Annotated in this window: 15 protein-coding genes; 9 read left to right on the top strand and 6 right to left on the bottom strand. The window is 63.1% G+C overall.

The genetic code is table 11. The annotated features are described in order from the left end of the window. Window positions 1–171: 171 nt before the first annotated feature. Window positions 172–1,329 carry an MFS transporter gene (locus GC162_06055; GenBank protein ID MBI1368201.1) on the top strand — a complete coding sequence of 386 codons (1,158 nt, stop codon included), beginning with the start codon at window positions 172–174 and terminating at the stop codon, window positions 1,327–1,329. A 75-nt stretch (window positions 1,330–1,404) separates the two neighbouring features. On the opposite strand, the gene GC162_06060 is transcribed toward GC162_06055, so the two are convergent. After that, on the bottom strand, window positions 1,405–2,460 hold the full coding sequence (locus GC162_06060; protein MBI1368202.1) for a transaldolase: 1,056 nt from the start codon (window positions 2,458–2,460) through the stop codon (window positions 1,405–1,407). A gap of 78 nt (window positions 2,461–2,538) precedes the next feature. Next, window positions 2,539–3,798, bottom strand: a complete 1,260-nt coding sequence (locus GC162_06065; protein ID MBI1368203.1) for a protein kinase — start codon at window positions 3,796–3,798, stop codon at window positions 2,539–2,541. Between the two features lie 95 nt (window positions 3,799–3,893). Between GC162_06065 and GC162_06070 the strand changes: the two genes are divergently transcribed. The 6 genes from GC162_06070 to GC162_06095 all read left to right on the top strand — a co-directional run bounded on the left by GC162_06070 (window position 3,894) and on the right by GC162_06095 (window position 10,706). Further along, window positions 3,894–4,919 (top strand): ATP-binding cassette domain-containing protein, encoded by a 1,026-nt coding sequence (locus GC162_06070; protein ID MBI1368204.1) that lies wholly within the window; start codon window positions 3,894–3,896, stop codon window positions 4,917–4,919. 33 nt (window positions 4,920–4,952) lie between these two features. After that, a complete protein-coding gene (locus GC162_06075) occupies window positions 4,953–5,678 on the top strand; it encodes an ABC transporter permease subunit (protein MBI1368205.1) in 726 nt (241 codons plus the stop codon). 69 nt (window positions 5,679–5,747) lie between these two features. After that, on the top strand, window positions 5,748–7,868 hold the full coding sequence (locus GC162_06080) for a hypothetical protein (protein MBI1368206.1): 2,121 nt from the start codon (window positions 5,748–5,750) through the stop codon (window positions 7,866–7,868). A gap of 36 nt (window positions 7,869–7,904) precedes the next feature. After that, window positions 7,905–10,157 (top strand): DUF4340 domain-containing protein, encoded by a 2,253-nt coding sequence (locus GC162_06085; protein MBI1368207.1) that lies wholly within the window; start codon window positions 7,905–7,907, stop codon window positions 10,155–10,157. 25 nt (window positions 10,158–10,182) lie between these two features. Continuing rightward, window positions 10,183–10,419, top strand: a complete 237-nt coding sequence (locus GC162_06090; GenBank protein ID MBI1368208.1) for a DUF433 domain-containing protein — start codon at window positions 10,183–10,185, stop codon at window positions 10,417–10,419. Next, entirely contained in the window at window positions 10,416–10,706 is a 291-nt protein-coding gene (locus tag GC162_06095) for a hypothetical protein (GenBank protein ID MBI1368209.1), read from the top strand. The genes GC162_06090 and GC162_06095 overlap by 4 nt, the downstream gene beginning before the upstream one ends. Before the next feature lie 91 nt (window positions 10,707–10,797). Here the strand turns inward: GC162_06095 and GC162_06100 are convergent, their stop codons facing one another. The 3 genes from GC162_06100 to GC162_06110 all read right to left on the bottom strand — a co-directional run bounded on the left by GC162_06100 (window position 10,798) and on the right by GC162_06110 (window position 16,300). After that, window positions 10,798–11,805, bottom strand: coding sequence for a family 20 glycosylhydrolase (locus GC162_06100; GenBank protein MBI1368210.1), 1,008 nt, complete (start codon window positions 11,803–11,805; stop codon window positions 10,798–10,800). Between the two features lie 182 nt (window positions 11,806–11,987). Next, the gene (locus GC162_06105; GenBank protein MBI1368211.1) at window positions 11,988–14,252 is read right to left on the bottom strand and encodes a hypothetical protein; all 2,265 of its coding nucleotides are present in this window, start codon (window positions 14,250–14,252) and stop codon (window positions 11,988–11,990) included. A gap of 632 nt (window positions 14,253–14,884) precedes the next feature. Continuing rightward, entirely contained in the window at window positions 14,885–16,300 is a 1,416-nt protein-coding gene (locus GC162_06110) for an amidophosphoribosyltransferase (GenBank protein ID MBI1368212.1), read from the bottom strand. A gap of 407 nt (window positions 16,301–16,707) precedes the next feature. Between GC162_06110 and GC162_06115 the strand changes: the two genes are divergently transcribed. Together GC162_06115 and rpoD are read left to right on the top strand one after the other, a co-directional pair. Continuing rightward, window positions 16,708–18,621 (top strand): DNA primase, encoded by a 1,914-nt coding sequence (locus tag GC162_06115; protein MBI1368213.1) that lies wholly within the window; start codon window positions 16,708–16,710, stop codon window positions 18,619–18,621. Between the two features lie 78 nt (window positions 18,622–18,699). After that, window positions 18,700–20,430 (top strand): RNA polymerase sigma factor RpoD, encoded by a 1,731-nt coding sequence (gene rpoD, locus GC162_06120; protein ID MBI1368214.1) that lies wholly within the window; start codon window positions 18,700–18,702, stop codon window positions 20,428–20,430. Between the two features lie 167 nt (window positions 20,431–20,597). Here rpoD and GC162_06125 read toward each other — a convergent pair whose 3' ends face one another. Next, window positions 20,598–22,136: a DUF1501 domain-containing protein gene (locus tag GC162_06125; protein MBI1368215.1), complete on the bottom strand. Its 1,539-nt coding sequence runs from the start codon at window positions 22,134–22,136 to the stop codon at window positions 20,598–20,600. Window positions 22,137–22,155: the final 19 nt, after the last annotated feature.

The raw sequence follows: 22,155 nt of genomic DNA on the forward strand, positions 1-22,155 counted from the left end.
AAGACACGAGCGGCGCCCGTTTTTTTATGTGGCGATATGGTGATTTGGTGAAGTGGTGATGTGAAAGACGATCCGGGGCTTCGGCGGACCTCAGCCCGCGGCTTTGGGTTTTTTACATCACCACTTCACCACTTCGCCACTTCACCACTTCACCACTTCGAGGCTTCCGCCATGTGGCGCGGCGTTTCACTTCGCAAGCTGGCTCTGCTGCTCATCGGGCCGTTGATCGTCGAGGCGGTGTCGACGCTCATTCCGATGTGGATGCTGATGCAGACGGTGGCGACGGGGTACGAGCCGCGGGCGCAGATGCTCATCGCATCGCTGGGCGCGGCGGGGTATGCGACGAGTGCGTTCATCGCCGGCAAGTGGGTCACGCCGGCGACGGCCCCGCGGTTGATGCTGGCGTCGATTGTCTTGGCGGTGTGCAGCGGGCTGCTGGCGTTCGCGTTTCCGATGTATGGGGCGTTCCTGGTGATCGCGCCGATGATGGGCGCGTGCATCGGGCACTATTACGTGCCGTTTCAGATCAACATGGCGCACGTCAAGCCGTTCCATACGCTGGCGTGGTCGGTGGCGCTGTACAACATGGCCTGGGGCAGCGGCGCGTCGCTCGGGCCGTTCATGGGCACATGGTTCCGCGAGCAGCCGGTGCTGCTTTTGGGTTCGATCGCGGCGGGGTTGATGCTGGTGCACACGCTCTTGTGCATCCTGGAGCGTGCCGCCCCGGCGCCGATCGCCCCAATGCATCCGACGCCGGCGTTCACCTCGACGGCCCGGCAGCGGCTCAACGCCTGGCTGTGCTTTTTCGCGGTGAACATTTCGATTCGCGGTCTGTACAGCACGCTCTGGCCCTACCTCGCCAAGTCGCACGGGTGGAGCGATCAGCGGACGGCGATCGGGCTATTGGCCATGTGGGCGCCGGTGCCGCTGGCGGCGCCGCTGTGGGCGAAGCTGCGTCATCGGCTGCATGAACCGTGGATCATGCTCGCGAGCATGATGCTGGGCGTGAGCGGCTTCGTCGCCCTGCCGCTCGTCGATACGTTCGGGTGGGCGATCGCGTGCCTGGTGCTTGTCGGCGTCGCTGAAAGCTGCACGGTGTTTCACATGGTGTTCTACGCCAACGCCGACGCGTCGACGCAGATTCGCAGCGTGGGGATTTCCGAAACGCTGGCCGGCTGCTGCTTCGTGCTGGGGCCGACGACGGCGGGACTTTTGGCATGGGACGCAACGGTGTCGTGGCGCCCGTATGCGTTTTGCGTGACGCTGCTTTGCGTGATGATGCTCACGGTCGCGCTGCGGCGAATCAAGCTGGGGCCCAATCGCGGGTAGCAAGCCCGTAAAAAAAGCACGGCCGAGGGCGGCCGTGCCATGGTGAACATATCCATTGCCTTGAAGTTCCGGGGGTCAGGTCGCCGCCAGCGCCTGGCGCTTCTCGGCGATGAGCTTCAAAAGCGCCTTGTGCGGATCGGCGAACTTGGCGGTGCCTTCGTCCATGAGCACCTGTTCCATCTTCGCCACGTCGACCTTCTGGGCGATCTCCTTCACGATCGCGTCGGCCGGCATCTTGTCGACCTGCTTCGTGTAGCTCTTGCCGAGCTTTTCGACGGCGTCGTTCGTGGCGGGCGGGTTCGTCTGAATGTCCGAACCGGCGAGCGCGGCGACGTACTTGTCGGCCGGATCCTCGGGCTTCTTCGTGCCGGTCGAGGCGAAGATGATCTCCTGCTGGAGGGGCAGCTTCTTATCCGCCCAGAACTGCTGGTTCAGGTGCCAGAGCTGCTTGACATTGACGATGCCGACGAGGCCCTGCGCATCCTTGGAGAGCGAAGGCACATGCTTTTCCGTGTACACGTCGACGCGGGAGACGAAGATGGAGTACACGCTCTTGAACTTGGCCGTGCCGTCCTTGCGGCGCTGCGCCCCGGCCCAGACCTTCTCGCGGGCGATCTTGTACTGACGCTCCGAGAAGATCAGCGTGACGTTGAGCGTGATCCCCGCGGCGGCGAGTTCGCCGATGGCATCGAGCCCGGCGGCGGTGGCGGGGACCTTGATCATGCGGTTCGTGTGACCGGCGGCCCACTTCTTGCCCAGCTCGATGTACCGCTTGACGCGCTCATCGTGCGAAGGCCCAAGCTGGCGGTCTTCGAGCAGCGGGTCGAGCTCGAAGCTCACGTACCCGTCATTGCCGTTCGTTTCCTTGTTGACCCCGGCGAAGACGTCCTGCGCCTGCTTGACGAGTTTGTCGGTCATCGCCCACGCGACCGCTTCGTCGTCGAGTCCCTTGTCGAAGAACTCGCTCATCTGCGAATCGAATCGCCCGGTCTTGAGGATGTCCGAGACGATGATGGGGTTGGACGTCGCGCCGGTCGCGCCCAGGGCGCGGTTCCGCGTGACGAGCTGCGGGTCGATGGAGTCGAGCCAGAGTTTGGTGCCGCTGGCGATGAGCGATTTGAGGCCGGTCATGGAGGCGTCCTTTCGCGTGAATTTCCCGTGAACGTGCGTAACAACCTTGATTGATGATATCGGCCCGACGCCCCGCCGTCATCCACGCCCGGCGATCAATATGATCAATAACACGATATTCACCAGGCCCGATAGCACGGCGATCCAGAAAAGCGGCTGTTCCAGGAGCGGAATCGCCCCGCTTTCGACCGCCCCGCCGGCGTCGGCATCGCCTTCGCCCGACGCATCTTCGATCCCCGCCAGGTACGAAATGTCGATGGTTTTGCGCGCTTGCAGCGGCGGGCGACCCTCCGCGACGGCGCGCAGATCGTCGAGCAGATGACCCGTCGAGGCGTAGCGCTTCTTGCGATCCTTGGCCATCATCACTTCGATGATCTCGCTCACGCCCGCCGACAACTCCGGGTTGATGTGATCCGGCGGCTTGGGCGCTTCCTTCAGATGTTTGCGCATCACCTCCGACGGCGTCTTGCCGGAAAAGGGGACGCGGCCGGTGAGCATGTGATAGAACGTCGCGCCGAGTCCGTAGATGTCGCAGCGGAAGTCGATGTCCACGTCGCCGCGGATCTGTTCGGGGCTGATGTAGTACGGCGTGCCGAAGGCCTTGCCCGCCTCGGCCTCCGCCGCCTCGCGATCGCTCACTTCGCGCGCCAAGCCCATGTCCGCCAGCTTCGCCACGCCGTCTTTGGCGAGCATGATGTTCTTGGTCTTCACATCGCGATGGATGAACCCCTTGGTGTGCGCGTGGTTGAGGGCTTCGGCGACCTGGATGATCACGCGCAGTCCCTCGGCCTCGTCGTAGCGGCCGATCTTCTCCATCTGTTCGCTGACGGTCCGGCCCTCGACGTACTCCATCACGAAGTAGTGTCGCTCGCCGGCCTGACCGACGTCGATGGCCTGCACGATGTTGGGGTGATTGAGCTTCGCCGCGGCGCGGCCCTCGGCGTAAAACCGCTCGACGAACGCCGGGTCATGATGCGCCCGGCGCGGCAGCACCTTGATCGCCACCGTCCGATCGAGACTCAATTGCTTAGCTTTATAAACCTTCGCCATCGCGCCTTCGCCGAGTTTTTCGAGAATGTGGTACCCGGGAATCTGATGATCCGTGCTCGACTTTTTCGAGTCGGCGGAGGCGGCGGCGGAGCGGACGCGGTCGAGCTGGCGCTGCGTGACGATGCCCTGATGCACGAGGAGTTCGACGAGCTTTTCGACGCGGGCTTCGTCGCCCAGGTCGCGCCATTTCTCGAGGCATGCGCGCACTTCGTCCTTCGTGGCCAGGCCCTGATCAATCACGGCCCGGCCGATGGCCGATGCTTCGTTGGCGGCGTCCTCGCGAACCATGAATTTCCGGCAATGAGCAAAAAAATTGAACCACGATGAACCACGCCCGGAAGAAGTTCGTAACACGGTAAGCGCCGCCGACGGGGCTGTCAATCATGAAGTTGGGACGGCGACTTGACACACCTTCACACGCAAACAATATTGATCGGCTCCACCCGACTCCGTTGAGGTTCTTCATGATTCAAGTCCAGCAACTGGTCAAGTACTATGGCCCGCACCTGGCCGTCGATCGTCTCGATCTGAATGTCGAAGACGGGCAGGTCGTCGGCATCCTCGGCCCCAACGGCGCGGGCAAGACGACCACCCTCCGCATCCTCACCTGCTTCATGCCCCCCACCTCCGGCAACGCGAAGGTCAACGGGCACGACATCCTCACCGACTCCGACGCCGTGCGCAAAAGCATCGGCTATCTGCCCGAAGCCACGCCGCTCTATCCCGAGATGCGCGTCTGCGAGCAGCTTCATTACTTCGGCCGGCTGCACGGACTCTCCCGCGCGGCGCGGCAGCATCGCATCGCCGACCTGACCGATGCCTGCGGCCTGAATCAGATCATTCATCGCCCCATCGGCAATCTCTCCAAGGGCAACAAGCAGCGCGTCGGGCTGGCGCAGGCGCTTTTGCACGATCCGCCCGTGCTCATTCTCGACGAACCGACCGCCGGCCTGGACCCGACGCAGATCACCGAGGTCCGCAAGCTGATCCTCTCGCTCGCCGAGCGTAAGACGATTCTGCTCTGCACGCACATTCTCCCCGAAGTCGAAAAGACGTGTCAGCGCGTGGTGATCATCAACCGCGGGCGCATCGCCGCCGAGGGCACGCCCGACGATCTGAAGGCGAAGGTCCGGCTCAGGAGCCGCGTGCTCGTCGAGGTCAAGGCGGAGCCGGAGCAGGTTCGCGCCGCGTTCGAGAAGCTCAATCACGTGGCGGACGTGAGCGTGACGAGCCACAACGGATGGACCAGCGCCGCGGTGACGCCCAAGGGCGGAGCCGACATTCGCGAACTGCTCGGCGACGCGGTGATCGAGCGCCGATGGAGTCTGCGCGAAATGCGTCACGAAACCGCCAGTCTCGAGGAATTCTTCATCCAGATCACCAGCGCCGACTCCATCGCCGCCGCGTAAGTAGCTTTCAGCGATTAGCATTCAGGTATCCGCATGAACAACACACTCGCCATCGCACGACGTGAACTATCAAGCTTCTTCTTCTCGCCGATCGCTTATGTGGTCATGGCGGTGTTCGCCCTGCTGTCGGGGCTGTTTTTTCTGGCGGCGCCCAACGGGAGCTTCGCTCCCGGCGAGCCGGCGCAGATGCGTCATGCCTTCTTCTGGCTCGTCTGGGTGCTGATCGCCATCGTCCCCGCCATCAGCATGCGCCTCGTCAGCGAAGAGCTGCGCATGGGCACGATCGAGCCGCTGATGACCAGCCCGATCAGCGATGTAGAGGTCATCCTCGGCAAATGGCTCGGCGGGCTGAGCTTCTTCGTCGTCCTGCTCGTGCCGACGTTCGTGTTCGTCGCGCTCCTGGCCATCTGGGGCAAGCCCGACTACGGACCGATCTTCACCGGCTACCTCGGCATGCTCCTGGTCGGCGGGCTGTACATGGCCATCGGCACGCTCGCGTCCGTGCTGACCCGCAATCAGATCATCGCCTTCCTGCTGACCGTGTTTCTGATTCTGCTGCTCACCGTGGTGACTTATTTCGTCCCCAGCTATCTGCCCGTCCGGTTCGCCGAGGCGGTGCTGTACGTGAACGTCAACGAACAGTACGGCGCGTTTTCCAAGGGGCTCATCGACACGAGCAACTTCGTGTTCTTCCTCAGCGGCATCGCGCTGTTTCTCGTGCTGGCGGTCAAGGCGCTGGAGTCGCGCAAGTGGCGTTAATGAAGCACGCCGCAAGCGGCGTCGCCAAACAAGAAACTTGAAACTCGAAACCAGAAACTTCTTCCTCCCATGAGCGAATCGCAACACACACCCAATCAACATCAGCGCTGGCTCAAGTACGGTTTGAACGTGGCGGTGCTGATCCTCGCGACGATCGTCATCGTGGTGCTGGTCAACTGGATCGGTCACCGGCACTACCAGCGCTTCGACTTCACGCAGTCGCGGCAGTATTCGCTGAGCCCGCAGACGACGAAGCTGCTGGAGAAGCTCAAAACGCCGGTCAATATCACGACGTTTTACGTGCAGGGCACGGCGGAGGGCGATCTGCTCACGAAAGTCGATGACCTTCTGACCGAGTACAACCGCCGGGCGAACGACATCACGATCACGCACATCGACCCCGCGCTCAATCCGGAGAAGCGCGACCAGTTCATCGCCGACCTGACCGGCCGATTCCAGTCGGAGCTCGACACGTCCAAGGCGGCGATCGAAGGCGTCAAGAAGACGTTCGACGACGTGAAGGCGTTCGCCAATGCGCAGACGGCGGTGCTGCCGCAGGTGATGACGACGCTGGCGGAGGACGATCGCACGACGCCGCTTTTGATGAAGCAGCTCAATCAGATTTACATGCGGCTGGGCGAGGACCTGGGTTCGATCGCCGAGCAGATCGACACTTCGCTCAAGAGCAAGATGCCCGACTATCGCGCCGCCGCGGCGCTGGCGCGCTCGCCGCTGGAGCAGCTATCGAGCGGCGTCTTGAAGGTGGCGATCGAGCGGTTTCAGAAGCTCGCCGACGATCCCAAGACGCCCGACGCGGAGAAGGATGCCGTCTTGGGCATGCTCCGTTCGTACAAATCGATCAGCGACGAGGTGCAGGCGGCGACGTCGAAGCTCGACGATGTCCGCGCGCCCGGCTACACGCGCATCCGCAACAGTCTGCTCGACTCCAACTGCGTCGTCGTCACCACGCCCGCCGAAAAAACCCCCGCCGCCAAACCGGCGGAGGAGGATGACACGCATGGCGTCGTCGTGCTGACGCTCGACGAAATCTACCCCAACCTTGTCCGCGCGCAGGTCGAGCGCAACGAGGTCCGCCCCGAAGACGGCTACAAGGGCGAGGAAGTCATCACCGGCGCGATCCTGCGATTGACCTACAAGCATGACACGCGCATCGTGTTCATCAATCCGGCGATGCAGTCGGTGATGCAGCGCGGCGACCCGAGCCAGACGTACAGCGCGGTGATCGATCGACTCCAGAAGATGAACTTCAAGGTCGACGAATGGCAGCCGGGCGGGAGCATGGGCCCGGGCGGACAGCCGATGCCCCCGCAGCCCAAGCCCACGCCGCAGCCGGGCCAGACGATGATCTTCGTCGCGCTGCCGGCGCCGGCGCAGGACCCGCGGCGTCAGCAGATGCCGCTGGGCCCGATGATCGCGTCGGCGGTCAAGGAGCATCTGGACGCGGGGCAGCCGGCGATGGTGATGCTCGCGCCGTCGTCGATGATGGCGTTCGGTCAGCCGGACCCGATGCTCGAACCGCTCAAGGATTGGGGCATCACGGCCGACGTCTCGCGCAGTCTGCTCACGGCCGTGCCGGGCAACGGCGGACGCATGCGGACGATCAATCAGATCACGATCGACAGCTTCCCGCCCGACACCGCCATCGGTAAAGCCGTGCGCGGACTCAAGGGCGTGCTCGTGCGCGGCGTCGCCCTCAATCTCCCCGCCGCCCCGCCGAAGGGCGTCACGCTCGAGCCCCTCGCCAAGAGCCCCGACGACTGCTGGGACGACACGGACTATTTCCAGATGGACGAAGCCAAGAAGGATGACACCGATCCGAAGGGCCCGTTCGTCGTCGCGGCGGCGGCGAGCAAGGGCGACAATCGCCTCGTCGTCGTCGGCGATCCGGTCTTCGCTTCGGACATGGTCGCCAACGCCGGTCCGCAGGACCTCTTCGGCAACACCGTCTACGCCGCCTTCCCCGCCAACGCCGAACTGTTCGTCAACAGCATCTACTGGCTCGCTCATCAGGATCAGCTCATCGCCCCCGGCGCCCGCACGCAGGACACCCGCCGCATCGAGCCGATGACGCGCGGCGTGCTGGTGGGCATCTGGTGGTTCGTCCTCGCCGGCGTCCCGGCCGTGTGTCTGGCCCTCGGCGCGTTCGTCTGGTCCATCCGACGCCGTTGATCCTTCTTCGTCACTCGTACCGGTTGCACTGCGATCATGAACATCAAGACGACCCTCATCGTGCTCCTCATCGCCGTCGCGCTGGCGGTCTACTTCATCGTCGTCGAACCCAAGACGACCACCACGCAGCAGCGCGAGGAACAGGCCAGCCAGCAGCCCGCCGAGTCCGGCACGCTCCTGCTCGCCGCCGACGCCTTCCCCGCCGACAAGATCAAAACCATCCGCATCGACAAGCCCGGCCAGCCGCAGGTGGTCATCGAGAAAATCGGCGAGGACTGGACGCAGACCGCCCCCGTCAGGTTCAAGCTTCAGTCTTGGCAGGTCAAGCCCTTCGTCGATCAGGCCAAAGCCCTCCGCTACACCTCGACATTCAAACCCGCCGACCGCTCCGTCAAGCTTGACACGCTCGGCCTCGACTCCCCCCTCGCGAAAATCACCTACGAAGGCGACGGCTTCAAGCCCGTCACCCTCACGCTCGGCTCGCGCGCCGCCGCCGGACGCGCCTACCTCACCACCGACACGCCCAGCGAAACCGCCCTCGTCTACGTCGTCGATGACGCCCTGCATCAGACCGCGCAGCAAAAGAACGTCCGCGACATGCGCGATCGCAGTCTCGCCAGCTTCGAGCCCGGACAAGCCCGACGCATCGAACTGAAGCGCGATGATCTGGACCTGACCCTCATGGAGCGCGACACGCGCTGGGTCATCACCAGCCCCGTCACCGGACGCGCCGATCGTGACAAGGCCAACAACCTCATCCGCGCCCTGACCAGCGCGAGCGTCAGCGACTTCGTCGCCGACAACCCCGCCAATCTCGCCGCCTTCGGCCTCGACAAACCCGCCATCGAACTGGCCGTCGACGTCGCCAACCCCGCCCCCGCCCCGGCGCCCGACGCCGGTAAAAAAGACGAGAAAACCCCGGCGAAACCCGCGCAAACCGTGACGACGCATGTCCTGAAAATCGGCGCGCCGACGGACCTGGGCAAAACCAAATACTTCGCCATGCTCGACGACGTCCCCGCCGTCTTCTCCCTCGGCAAAGCCGACGTCGACAAGCTCAACGTCAAGGTCGACGATGTGCGCGACCCCAAACTCACCTCCGCGCTGATCGACGATGCCCGGGAGATCACCATCAAGACCGGCGACAACACGCTGCACATGATCAAGAACCCCGCCTGGGCCTTCGCCGATCCCAAGCCGCCCTACGAACTCGATGGACAGCGCATGAGCGAACTGCTCGATGCGCTCTTCAAGACCCAGGCGGCTTCCTTCGTGGACCTCTCCACCGTCAAACTCAAGGAGCCCGTCGCCGAAGTGACCCTCGCCCTGCTCGCCAAGACCGAGCCGCAGACGCTCAAGCTTTATGACCACGGCTCCGATCAACTCCTCGTCGTGCTCGGCTCCGAGACGACCGGCTACGTCGTCCCCCGCGCCGATCTGAAGGACCTCTTCGAGCCCGCGCTCTCCTTCCGCGAGCGCACCGTGCTTGACCTCAACCCCGATGCGATCGCCAAGCTGACGCTCACGCGCTCCGGCGAATTCCCCGCCAAATATGAGCTGACCCGCGCCGCTCCGAAGGACAAGGAAAAAGTCGGCGACTGGAAACTCGACGGCCTCGATGAACAAGCCGTCATGAACGTCATCGACATGCTTCATCCGCTCCACGCCGAAGCGTTCCTCCCCGAATCCGCCGTCACCAAGCCCGAAGCCGCCGTGCTCGACATCGAACTCGCCGACGGCACCAGGTATGTCCTGACCGTCCATCCCGATTCGCACATCGCTTCACTTAATGCCGTCGACGAACCCTTCAAGGTGAGCGATGACGTCGCCGCCGCCGTCGCCGCCGAGCTGCGCGATCCCCTCGTCCTCAACCTCGACATCGACAAGCTGGCGAAGGTGACGAGCGGCCCCGCCATCATCCGACGCGACGCCGACGGCAAGTACACGATCTCCGGCGACGACAAGGTCACCGAGAAAATCGCCGCCGGCCTCTTCGATGAACTGGCCGGCCTGCGCGCTGATCATTTCGTCGACGCCGCCCCCGCAGGCGACCCCGTCGCGACGCTGACGATCACCACCACCGACGACAAATCGCAGACGCTTAAAGTCTGGAGCGCCGACAACCGCGTCACCGCCCAGCTCGGCGACAAAGTCTTCACCCTCCCGCACGATGCCCTGCTCCCCCTGACCCTCAAGGAAAAACCCGCCCCGCCCAAACTCCCCCGCTCCCTCCCCAACCTCCCCGGACTCCCGCATGGCCTCCCCCCCGGCATCCTCCCGCCGCAGTGACCGGGCCGCGCTATAATCGTGCACCATGGTGAACTGGCATGACCATCTCGAATCCGATTCCGCCGTGTGTCATGGTCAACTGCGCATCCGGGGTACGCGCGTGTACGTGACGAATATCCTCGACTCCCTCGCCGAGGGCGCCACGCGCGAACAGATCATCGCCAGCTTTCCGTCGGTCCAGACCGCCGACATCGACGCCGCGCTCGCCTACGCCGCCGATCTGGCCCGCGAGGAATCGATCCTGCCGATTGCCGGGCGATGAAGTTCAAGCTCGACGAGAACATCCCGATCGAACTCAAGGCGCAGATCGCCGCGGACGGACATGATGTACATACGCTCCACGATGAACAGCTCGTCGGCGTCAGCGACGCGGACCTGATGAAACGCATCGTCATCGAACAACGCGTGCTCTTGACCCTCGACAAAGGCATCGCTGACATTCGTCATATCCACCCGCCCAATATCCCGGTCTGGTGCTGTTTCGGCCCAATGCCTTCGGACGACTCGTCGTCGCGCGATTCATCCTCGATCATCTGCATCACGTTTTGAACATCGACCCCGCCGGTCGCCTCATCGTCATCAGCGATCACAACGTGCGCATTCGATAACATTCGACACGCCCGAAATCGTTCGTCATGACCTACTTCCGCGTCATCACCTCAAACGCCCCCGTCATCGGCCCCCAGGCCGGCAGCTTCTCGAATTTGACCGCCGCCCAGGTCGTGCACAGATACCCCATCATGCCCGGCCCTTCGTGCTGTCTCGCATCCGCCGCCAGCGCCTTCGCCGCCTCCGCATCCTTCCAACCCGCCGGCCAGACGCGAAATCCCTTGTCCATGAAAATCGAAATCGACGGATACGTCGCGCGCTTCCCGTAGTGCCAATCGCACATCACGATGTCCTTGGGAATCCGGTCGATCGCCGCGCTCGTCCCGTTGGCCGACGCCTCCCATTCGCCGTAGCCCGTCGCCGCCGCGTCGAGCAGCCGGTCGCCCCACATGAGCATCGTCATCTTCCGCTCGCCGACGATGTGCTGATGCAGATGGTTCACCGCCAGCGCGAACGAAGCCGCCGGATCCGTCCCCTTGCAGCGCTCGCAATGCTCCGATGAAATGATGAACACCTCATCCATGCCCACGTGAAACATCTTCGCCTCGAACGCCTCGGCGATCTCGTCAATCAGGGCAAATGCGATCGTGTCCGTTTCCGGATTCCGGGGGCACCAGCTTCGACAATAAATCCCCTGATTTTGCGGGTATTTCCCGGGGGTTTCGTCCAGTTCCGGATGCGCCGTCAGCAGCTTGAGCGTCTGCTTTTTCCATGACTGATGCCCCAGACAATTCATCTCGGGGATGACTTCGATCCCCGCCGCCCGCGCCGCCGCCGCGAATGTATGCGCCGACGCCGCCGTGACTCCGCCTTCTTCGGCGACTTCCGGATGCGATTGGAAGGCGAAGTTGTAATTTATTTCCACGATGAGATGCGTGACGCCCCGCGCGTGCAGGGCCGGAAGCTGCGTCTGCAATTCCCGCAGCGACCCGTCGCCGAAGATCATGACATGCACGCCCAACCACGGTTCCGCGGCCAGAGCCGCGGCATGCGAAAACAGACCTGCCGCCATCACCGCCGCAAAACCAATCCGTCGCATGCCATGCCTCCCTCGTGCTCGTGCACGCTTCACGTGCACGGTTGTTCTTACCCCCTCTCCCGCCGGGAGAGGGCTGGGGCGAGGGTGCACCCAATCACGAACCGCGCCCGATGCGCAGCGCGCCCGACACCGGGGCCGCCCTCACCCTAACCCTCTCCCGGGGGAGAGGGGACCGGAGCGAATCAATCAATCGGCACACCGAAAAACGTCGGCCGATTCGACTTGGACTCCCGCGGCTTGTCCACACCCGCATTCACCGGCTCGCCAGGCTTGGTTGTTTCCACCGACTTCTGCGTCTCCTTCGCCGGCTTCACCGAAACCGCCGACGCTGCATCGTTCTGCGGTTCTTCCGTCTCAGCGATCGGTTCGCCATTGACGACCAGCGCCTCGTTGCGCTCGCCCCAATCCTTGATGCCCGATACCGGTACAAACACGACCCCTAAAGAGTCGATATCTTCACCGGCTTTGCCATGGATACCGACGACAGGCTGGCCATTACCGCTGATGGACTTTGGACTGCCGCCCGTGCCTCCCTGCCAGTCGCTTTGATAGGTGTCCTTGGGGTCGGGGCCGCGCGCTGTCATACGCATAAATACGAGTTGGAATCCATCGAGCCGCTCCCCCCCGCGCAAATTGATGTCGCTGATGAAATAACCCGGCTTCGCGACGATTTCATGATCTGTCTTCCCTTTGCCGACCTTGAGACCGATTGTCTGCCCCGCGGGTGTCATGAAAATCGGCTCGATGACTCCGATAACCGGAATTCCGAAGTAACCGTGCATCCCGTAGCGTAAGCCGATGAGCATCCCCGCATCAGAAGGAGTACGGGTGTATCGTGTACCGCCCCCGCCGCCAGCACCATCCGATTTCTGAATTCGACGTGTGTGCCCCTCAATCATGCGCACGCGTGCCACGTTGTACACCATCGAAGTATTCGCACCGAGTCCCGGTGCATGAGGGTCACCCATCTGCCAAAACGGATCCATTGACAGCCGGCTGCTGGCGCCCTGCCAGTCAATTATCGTCTCGCCGTCAACGCGCGTGCTGATATGCACCATCGCGTTGGGTAGCCGCAGAACGGTGATATCGACCGAGTATTTGCGGCCTGATGAGAGTGAGAAGGGACAAAAAACAGGAGATTCTCTGTTGTTTTTTCCATCAATACTTCTGATGAATGCGATTTTATTACTTCCTCCGCCCAACACAATCATCGCAATCCGATCGTTCACCGGAATCGCGATGAATACCGCCTCAAGCGCGGCACCCATCGAGAACTCCACATGCAATTGATAGCTGCCCGAAATTTCCAGGGGCAATTCAATGCGCGATGCGAGCATGGCCTCACACGCAACCCCATCAGGTGCCTTTGACCACTTTCCCTTGATCGGTCCGCGATCGAAATCGATGTCCGGCAACAGATCAATCCACTCGTTGGGCTTGATATCTGCGAGCCGGCCCATTGCCGGCGGAGCGTACCCACCGACTTTGTCCAAATCAACACTGACCTGACTCACGAAGAGTCGAGCCTTGTCTTTGTCCACGGCCGGCTGATCGATGTAGCGATTCAAATACGTCAGTGATCGACTGAGCATGAAGCGCCGTGACACATCATCCGCCTTCGCCGCAAGGTCGCGGTACCATAAAGCCTCATTGAGCAGCGTTTCGCTGTCGAGTTCGCTGATCGGCTTGTTGGCGCTTTGAATGTGTTGACGTAAGGCGTCGTCGCTGAGTTTGTCGGCAAGCGCCAACGCGGCGGCGGGGTCGTCGAGGTCGACGAGGTGGAGCATCACCGCCTGTTGCAACGCTGCGGGGTCGCCGGCATTGATTTTCGGTTCGAGAATTGCAAGGCGGGACTGGATACTGACCTGACGCGTGGCGGCGTCGAGTTTGCTCGCGATGGCGTCGGCGTATGGGGACTGAATGGCGCGGGCGAGCGTCGAGGCGCGGCGAAGGTCGCGGACGGCGGACTTGGCGTCGCCGGCGGCGGCTTCGGCGTCGGCGAGGTGTTGGAGGGCGAGGAGCACCGCTTCGCCGGCGGAGGCCTTGTCGGGGCCGCGCGCGATGGCGTATTGCTTGGTGCGGATGGCGACGGCTTCGTTCCATGCGTCGATACGCTTGTCCGGCGCGGCGTCGGCGAGCATGCTCATGGCGTCAACGGCCGTGTCGTATCCCTCGGGCATCGACTTCGTCAGGTCGTAGGCGTTCTGACAGAGGACGGGGATCATCGGCGAGCCGGGCTTCTCGCGGGCGGCGGCGGTGAGCAGATCGCGCGCGAGGGCCAAATCGTCATCGCGCTGCGGCGTGGCCTGCGCGGCTTTGAGCTTCGGGCCGTAGACCTGATTGAAAAGGTCGGCGGTTTCGTCGGCGCGGGCGGCACGGGGAAGGATGAACAGGACGAGCGCGGCAAGGAGACATGCGAGAAGGCAAATGCGCCGCAAGTGTGACATGGGGCGGACTCCGGAAGGGATGCTCAAAGAAGGATAACGCGCTCGCTTCGGCGAGGCGAATCGACGCGGTATTTCATCGTGCTCGTGCTCGTCAACGTGCTCGTTCCTCGTTCTCGAAAAAATTTGAATCGATGACGAGCACGATGAACGAGAACGGTTTTACCCCCTCTCCCGCCGGGAGAGGGCTGGGGTGAGGGTGCGTTTAAGTACGGGCTGCATCCGATGCGAAGCGCGCCATACTCCGGGCCACCCTCACCCTGACCCTCTCCCGGAGGGAGAGGGGACCGGAAGGCTTCGTGCATGTACACGGTTTTTCGGGGGGAGGCGAATTGGGAGATGGCAAAGGTCGGCGCATGGGCGTTGCGTTTTTCGCGCACCGGGATGGCAAAAAGCGCACGGGCGGGACGAAAAGCGCATGAGGGTGACGCGTGAGTGTTATAAGTTCTGAAAAAGCGCGCATGGGCGCGCCCGATGCCGGTGCGCTGGTGCGCACGGGCGCGCCTGTGCGCGCTTTGCGTCAGCGTGACGTGCGAAATGTCGCGATATTGAGATGGGAATGAGGGCGCACAGGCGTGGGAAAAAAGTCGGTGGATTCCGCGCGGGTGCGCGAGGGGGAGACGGCGCAGGCGGGGTCAGGTGAAGAGTTTTTGCTGGTGGCGTTCGAGGTCGAGTTTACCGATGGGGGAGGCGACGTCGAGGGGGTATCGGCCGGAGAAACAGGCGGTGCAGTAGTTGTCCGACGGATGGGAGACGCACTTGAGCATGCCTTCGAGGGAGAGGAAGTGCAGACTGTCGACGCCGAGGTAGGCGGCGATTTCGGCGACGGTGCGGTTGTTGGCGATGAGCTGGGAGGGGTCGGGGAAGTCGATGCCGAAGTAGCAGCCGTGGCGGATGGGCGGGCAGGAGATTCGGAAGTGGATTTCCTTGGCTCCGGCGCGGCGGAGTTGAGCCATTTTGCCGCGGGTGGTGGTGCCGCGGACGATGGAGTCGTCGACGACGATGATGCGCTGGCCCTTGACGACTTCCTCGACGACGTTGAGCTTGAGTTGGACGGCCTGATTGCGCTGGGCCTGGGTGGGTTGAATGAAGGTGCGTCCGACGTAGCGGTTGGGGACGATGCCTTCGCGCATGGGGAGTTTGGCTTGCCGGGCGTACCCCATGGCGGCGGAGCGGCCGGAGTCGGGCATGGGCATGACGAAATCGGCATCGACGGGGGCTTCGAGCGCCATCTGTTCGCCGAGGCGTTCGCGGACGATCTGGACGGTGTCGCCGAAGATTTTGCTGGAGGGGTTGGCGAAGTAGACGTGTTCGAAGATGCAGTGCGCGGGCTGGGTATTTTGGGCGAAGTGTCGGCTGGTCACGCCGGCGTCGGAGAGGGTCACGATCTCGCCGGGCTCGATTTCGCGGATGGTCTTAGCGCCGATGGCGTCGAGCGCGACGGATTCGCTGGCGACGCAGGGGTGGCCCTCTGCGGTCTGTCCGAGGACGAGCGGTCGGAAGCCCCAGGGGTCGCGGGCGGCTTCGAGTCGATCGTTGTGGAGAATGACGAGACTGTAGGCGCCCTGAAGATGCTGAAGGGCATGAAAAAGCGGGTCGGCTTTGTCGGCATGATTGGGGGCGGCGAGGAGGTGGAAGATCACTTCCGTGTCGGTGGTGGTGTGAAAGATGTGGCCCTGTTTTTCGAAGCGCTGGCGGAGGAGCCCGGCGTTGATGAGGTTGCCGTTGTGGCCGATGGCGACCTGTCCGGCGGAGAATTCCTGAAGGAGGGGTTGGCAGTTGGCGAGGCGGCTGGAGCCGGTGGTGGAGTAGCGGTTGTGCCCGATGGCGGCGTGGCCGGAGAGGTCGGCGAGGATGCGGCTGTTGAAGACTTCGGAGACGAGCCCCATGCCGGTGTGGCCGGAGAGGTTCTGCCCATCGGTGACGACGATGCCGGCGGATTCCTGCCCGCGGTGCTGCTGTGCGAAGAGGGCAAAATAGGCCAGATGGGCGCTATCGGCGGGCCCCCAGACACCAAAAACGCCACACTTTTCTTTTTTTTCACCGTCCATGGTTTACTCGGGAGGCGGGGCGGGGATGGAAAGCTTCACGTTAGCGACCCATTCCCGAACGGTCAAGGAAGCGGCCGCGCGGGTCTGCCCGGAGGCGCGACAAGCGGACGCGCCCGATGGGCATGGCCCCGCCGGTTATGCGGACGCAGCGCGCCGCCCATGTCGAAAAACCCTTAAAAAACAGCGGTATCGTCCGCATAATCGTCAAAAAAAGAATGACTGATATATTTGACTCGACCCCTTTGCGTGCTATGTTTTAATTGTCAGTGGTCGAAGTGAACGTCGACGACTGGGGACCATATCACACTTGCGTCCCAGCGACCCACGACCTTCACCTGCCCCTTAGATTTCCCGGGGGGACGACCGCTTGAGTGTAAGACTGGTTCGGTGGACCGGAGCAACAGGCGCTGTCGCGTGCGCCTGGAGACGCAAGTGTGAACAGGGACGATTCAAAACGCCGCGTGCTCGAATCGACCGACATCGTCGGCCTGATTTCCGAACATGTGGTTCTCAAGCCCCGCGGACGCGAGTTCGTCGGGCTTTGCCCGTTCCACGATGACAAAAATCCGTCCATGAACGTCGTGCCGCACAAGCAGATGTACCATTGCTTTTCCTGCGGCGCCGGCGGCGATGCGTACAGCTTCGTCATGGCGTACCACAAAATGACCTTCCCCGAGGCGATGCAGTTCCTCGCCGACCGGGCGCACATCGAACTTCCCAAGCACGGCAAGCGCGAAGGCGGCGACGAACCGACGATGTCGCAGCGCATTGCCCAAGCCAACAAACTCGCCGTCGATTACTTCCGCCGCATGCTCGCCGAGCCCAAGACCGGCGCGATCGCCCGCAAGTACCTCGGCGAACGGCGCATCAACGATGCGATGATCGAAGCGTTCGCGATCGGCGTCGCGCCCGATGCATGGGACGCGCTGGCGAATCTCGTCGAGAAAAATCGCTGGGACCGCAAGGCGTTCGAGCAGGCCGGGCTCATCGCGGTCCGCAAGTCCGGCGACGGATACATGGACAAGATGCGTCATCGCCTGATCTTCCCGATCATGGACGCCATCGGCCGCCCGATCGCCTTCGGCGGCCGCGTCCTGCCCGACGGCACGCGCGAGGACAAGTCCGACGCCAAGTATCTCAACAGCCCCGAAACCCCCCTCTTCAATAAGTCCGCCACGCTGTTCGGCCTGAACCTGGCGCATAAAGCCATCAGCGACTCGCGCACCGCCGTCATTGTCGAGGGCTACACCGATGTCATCGCCGCGCATCAGGCCGGCGTGAAGAACGTCGTCGCCACGCTCGGCACCGCGTTGACGGCTGATCATGCGAAGGTGCTGCGTCGCTACGGTGATCGCGTGGTGCTCGTGTTCGACGCCGACGAAGCGGGACAGAAGGCGGCGGACCGGGCGCTGCAGGTGTTCTTCAACGAGCCCATCGACGTCGTCATCGCCGTGTTGCCCGACGGGCTTGACCCGGCGGATCTGTTCGCGGAGGCGGAGGGCGTTTCGCGCTGGCATCAGGCGATCGACGAAGCCGCCGATGCGATGACGTTCCAGTTCCGCCGCGTGCGGGCGAACTTCAACGCCGCCGACTCGCTGGCCGGCAAACAGCGCATCACCGAAGACTACCTCCGCACGCTCGTGCAGTTGGGTCTTGCGAAGATCGACGCCGCCCGTCGCGGGCTGGTGCTGGCGCGTGTGGCCGACATGCTGCTTCTGGATGCGGCAAGCGTGGACAAAATGATTCGTCAGATCGCCGGTGCGCGTCCGGCGCCGATCGCGGCGGAGATGGAAGCCGCCGACGCCGCCGATCTTCGCCGCCCCACCGCCGCCGAGCAGGCCCAGCAGCTTATCGTCGGCTGCCTGCTCAATGAGCCGGCCCTGTTTCACGCCCTCATGCCCGACGGCCGCGCCTTCTGCGAGACCATCGGGCATGCGGACTTTTCGGCGGGGCCGATCCATGACCTTTACGCCGACCTCTACGAGTGGCTCACCGAACATGACACGCTCGCGCCTTCGGACCTCCGCACTTTGCTCAAAGAGGAAAACAGGATTCAACACGCCCTACAATGGCAGATGCACGTGGCCCGCCTCACCCAAACGGGGGCCACGCGCGTCGATGAGTTGCTCGCCGCCAACGCCAAAGCGCTCATCGATCAGCGCAGCAATGACGAATACCAGCATCAGAAGATGCTGCTTAGAGAGACGCAGGCCCAACAGGAAGATCGCGACCTGGAAGCCCAGACACAGCGGCTGGAACTGGCTATCGCTCACGCCAAGGCCAATCCCTCCGCGCGTCGCTTCCCCCGCGTGGTTCGATGACGGATGCGAACGAGAGGGTCATGGAACGTCGACCCGCCGACAGACTAACTCAACGATTGGTTTGGAGTGCTGACCTTGATCGCTGACATTCACCCGGCCGTGGCGGAACTGGAAGAACGCTCGAAAAAGCGTGGGTTCGTCACGTATGACGAGATCAACGAGACGCTGCCCGACGAGTGGGTCGAGCCGGACAAGCTTGACGAGCTGCTCGTGCGGTTCCGCTCGCTGGGGGTGCGGATGGTCGATTCGCGGACACTCAAGAACGGGGACGGCGCCGTCAAGTTCGCCGAGGACGCCAAGCCGGCCCGCGCCGCCAAGGCACCGGCGGTGAAGATGCCCGTCGAGGACGAAGTCGACGCCGACGGCGAAGCGCCGGTCGCGCGTGCGGAGATGGAAGACCCGTCCAGCCGCCGCATCGACGACCCGGTCCGCATGTACCTGACGCAGATGGGCGAGATCAGTCTGCTGACCCGCTCCGAGGAAATCCGCCTCGCCAAGAAGATCGAGACCTGCCGCATGATCTTCCGCCGCAAGGTCCTCGAGAACGACTACTCCATCCAGCACACCTTCGACACCCTCGAGCTCGTGCACTCCGGCGAACTGCCGTTCGACCGCACGATGAAGATCGCCACCAACGAGGACGGCGCGAAGGAGAAGATCTCCGCCCGCATTCCCAACAACCTCAAGACGGTCCGCCGGCTCCTCGAACTCAACCGCGAGGACTGGCAGCAGCTCGAAGCCAATCCGCGCATGGCCAAAGCCGCCCGCGAGGAACTGAAGCTTCAGATTCACCGCCGCCGCCGCAAGATGGCGACGCTCATCGAAGAGCTTTCGCTCCGCACGAGCCGCATTCAGCCGATGCTTCACAAGCTCAAGAGCATCTGCCGCAAGATGCGCCAGCTCGAGCGCGACCTGAAGCGCGCGGAGCAGGCGCCCAATCGCTTCGATCCCGAAGACATCATGGTGATGCGTGAGGAACTCAACGGCCTCCGCTCCCTCGTGCTCTGCGAGCCCGACGAACTTTCCGCCAACGTCGAGGACATCCTCGTCGTGTTCAACGAATACGAGCAGGCCAAGCGCGATCTGTCCGGCGGTAACCTCCGCCTCGTCGTCTCCATCGCCAAAAAGTACCGCAACCGCGGCCTGTCCTTCCTGGACATCATCCAGGAAGGCAACACCGGCCTGATGCGCGCCGTCGACAAGTACGAATACAAGCGCGGCTACAAGTTCTCGACCTACGCCACCTGGTGGATCCGTCAGGCCATCACCCGCGCGATCGCCGACCACGCCCGCACCATCCGCATCCCGGTCCACATGATCGAGACGATGAGCCGGCTGCGGAACATCACCAAGCAGCTCGTGCAGGAACTGGGCCGCGAACCGACCGTCGAAGAGGTCGCCAAAATCGCCAAAATGAGCACCACGGAGACCCGCCGGGTGCTGAAGATTTCGCGCCATCCGATCAGTCTTGACCGCCCCGTCGGCGAGTCGGAAGACTCGTATTTCGGAGACTTTATAGAAGACGAGTCCGCCGAGGCCCCCACCGACACCGCCAGCCATCAGATGCTCCGCGAGCGCATCGAGGCCGTCCTTAAAACCCTGACCTACCGGGAACGCGAAATTATCAAGTTGCGTTACGGCATTGGCGATGGATATACTTATACGCTTGAAGAAGTGGGTCGCATCTTCAAGGTGACCCGCGAACGCGTGCGGCAGGTCGAAGCCAAAGCGCTCCGAAAACTGCAGCACCCCGTCCGGTCCCGCAAGCTCGTCGGCTTCCTCGACGGCAGCGGCCCGGAGGAAATCTGACCCGGTCCTCGCAGAGTTGTTCAAACCTGCATTCCGAATCGCCCCGCCTGAGCGATGTTGCAACCGCTCGGCGGGTTTTTATTTGGTGATCCCATTCAGCGACGCCGCTCGCGGCGTGATCTTCATCATCAAACAAAGCACGCCGCGAGCGGGGTCGCCAAATGGGATCACGCGAGGATGGCGTTGACGACTTCGGGTTTGTCGCTGGGGCCGATCAGGCGATTGTTCAGACCCTGGAAGGGGAAATGGAACTGGAACGGGTCGAGGCCGAGCAAGTGCAGGATGGTGGCCTGCAAGTCATGAATCTCGACGGCGTCGGTCGCGGGGTAGTAGCCGATGTCATCGGTCTGGCCATGCGCGAGTCCGCCCTTGATGCCGCCGCCGGCGAGCCAGACGGTGTAGCCGTAGGGATGATGATCGCGGCCGATGAATCCGGGTTTGCGTGCGGCGTTATTGGCGGTGTTGTTCTGCATCATGGGCGTGCGTCCGAACTCGGCGCCCCAGACGACGAGCGTCGTTTCTAATAGCCCGCGCTGTTTCAGATCGCGCAGCAGGCCGGCGACGGCGCGGTCGATCTGCGCGGCCTTGATCGGCAGCATGCCGTCGATCGATTCGCGGGCGCTGTTGGCGTGATGGTCCCAGCCCCAATCGTAAAGCTGCACGAAGCGCACGCCGTTCTCGACAAGCCGGCGGGCGAGCAGGCAGTTGTTGGCGAACGTGGCGTCGTGCTCGGAGTGCACGGTGCGCGGGTCGGCGGTGGTCGTATCCGCTTCCGAGACGTAGCCGGGCTTCGCGCCGTACATCTCCAAAATATGCGCCGGCTCGCGCGAAATGTCCATCACCTCCGGCACGGCCGTCTGCATGCGGTACGCCAACTCGTACTGCGCGATCCGCGTGAGCGTCTCCGGGTCGCCGGCCAGCTCAAGCTGTTGCTCGTTGATGCGGCGGATCGTGTCGAGCGTCTGACGGCGAAGCGTTGCGTCCATACCCTTCGGATTCGACAGATACAGCACCGGCTCGCCCGTCGTGCGGCATTGCACGCCTTGATACACGCTGGGTAAAAAGCCCGAGCCCCACAGCGACTTGCCCCCGCTGGGCGTCTTGCCGCCGGAAAGCAGCACGACGAAACCCGGCAGATTTTCGTTCTCCGAGCCGAGCCCGTACGTGACCCACGACCCCATCGACGGATAGCCGAGCCGCGGATTGCCGGTCTGCACATAAAGCTGCGCCGGGGCGTGGTTGAACTGATCCGTGTGCATCGAACGGATGACGCAGGTTTCGTCCACGACCGATGCGAACTGCGGCAACAGTTCGCTGATCCATTGCCCGCTCTGCCCGTGCTGCGCGAATTTGAACTGCGGCGCGAGCATGCTCGGCACGCCCTTGATGAATGCGAACCGCTTGCCCTTGATGTACTCGTCCGGGCACGGTTTGCCGTCGAATTTCACCAGCGCCGGCTTGTAATCGAGCAGATCCACCTGCGACGGCGCCCCCGCCATGTGCAGATAGATCACCGACTTGGCCTTGGGCGCATAAAACGGCGGGCGCGGCGCCATCGGGTTCTTGTGCGGCTTCATCGCCGTCGCGCCGCTGGCGCGCTCCGCGCCGAGCATCGACCCCAGCGCGATCCCGCCCAGCCCCAGGCCCGCCCGGCCCAACAGGTGGCGGCGCGTCATCGCCTTGACGTTCTCCATGTGCGGATTCATCGCTTCGATTTTCATAGGT

The sequence above is a fragment of the Planctomycetota bacterium genome (assembly GCA_016125255.1).
GTDB lineage: Bacteria > Planctomycetota > Phycisphaerae > Phycisphaerales > Zrk34 > RI-421.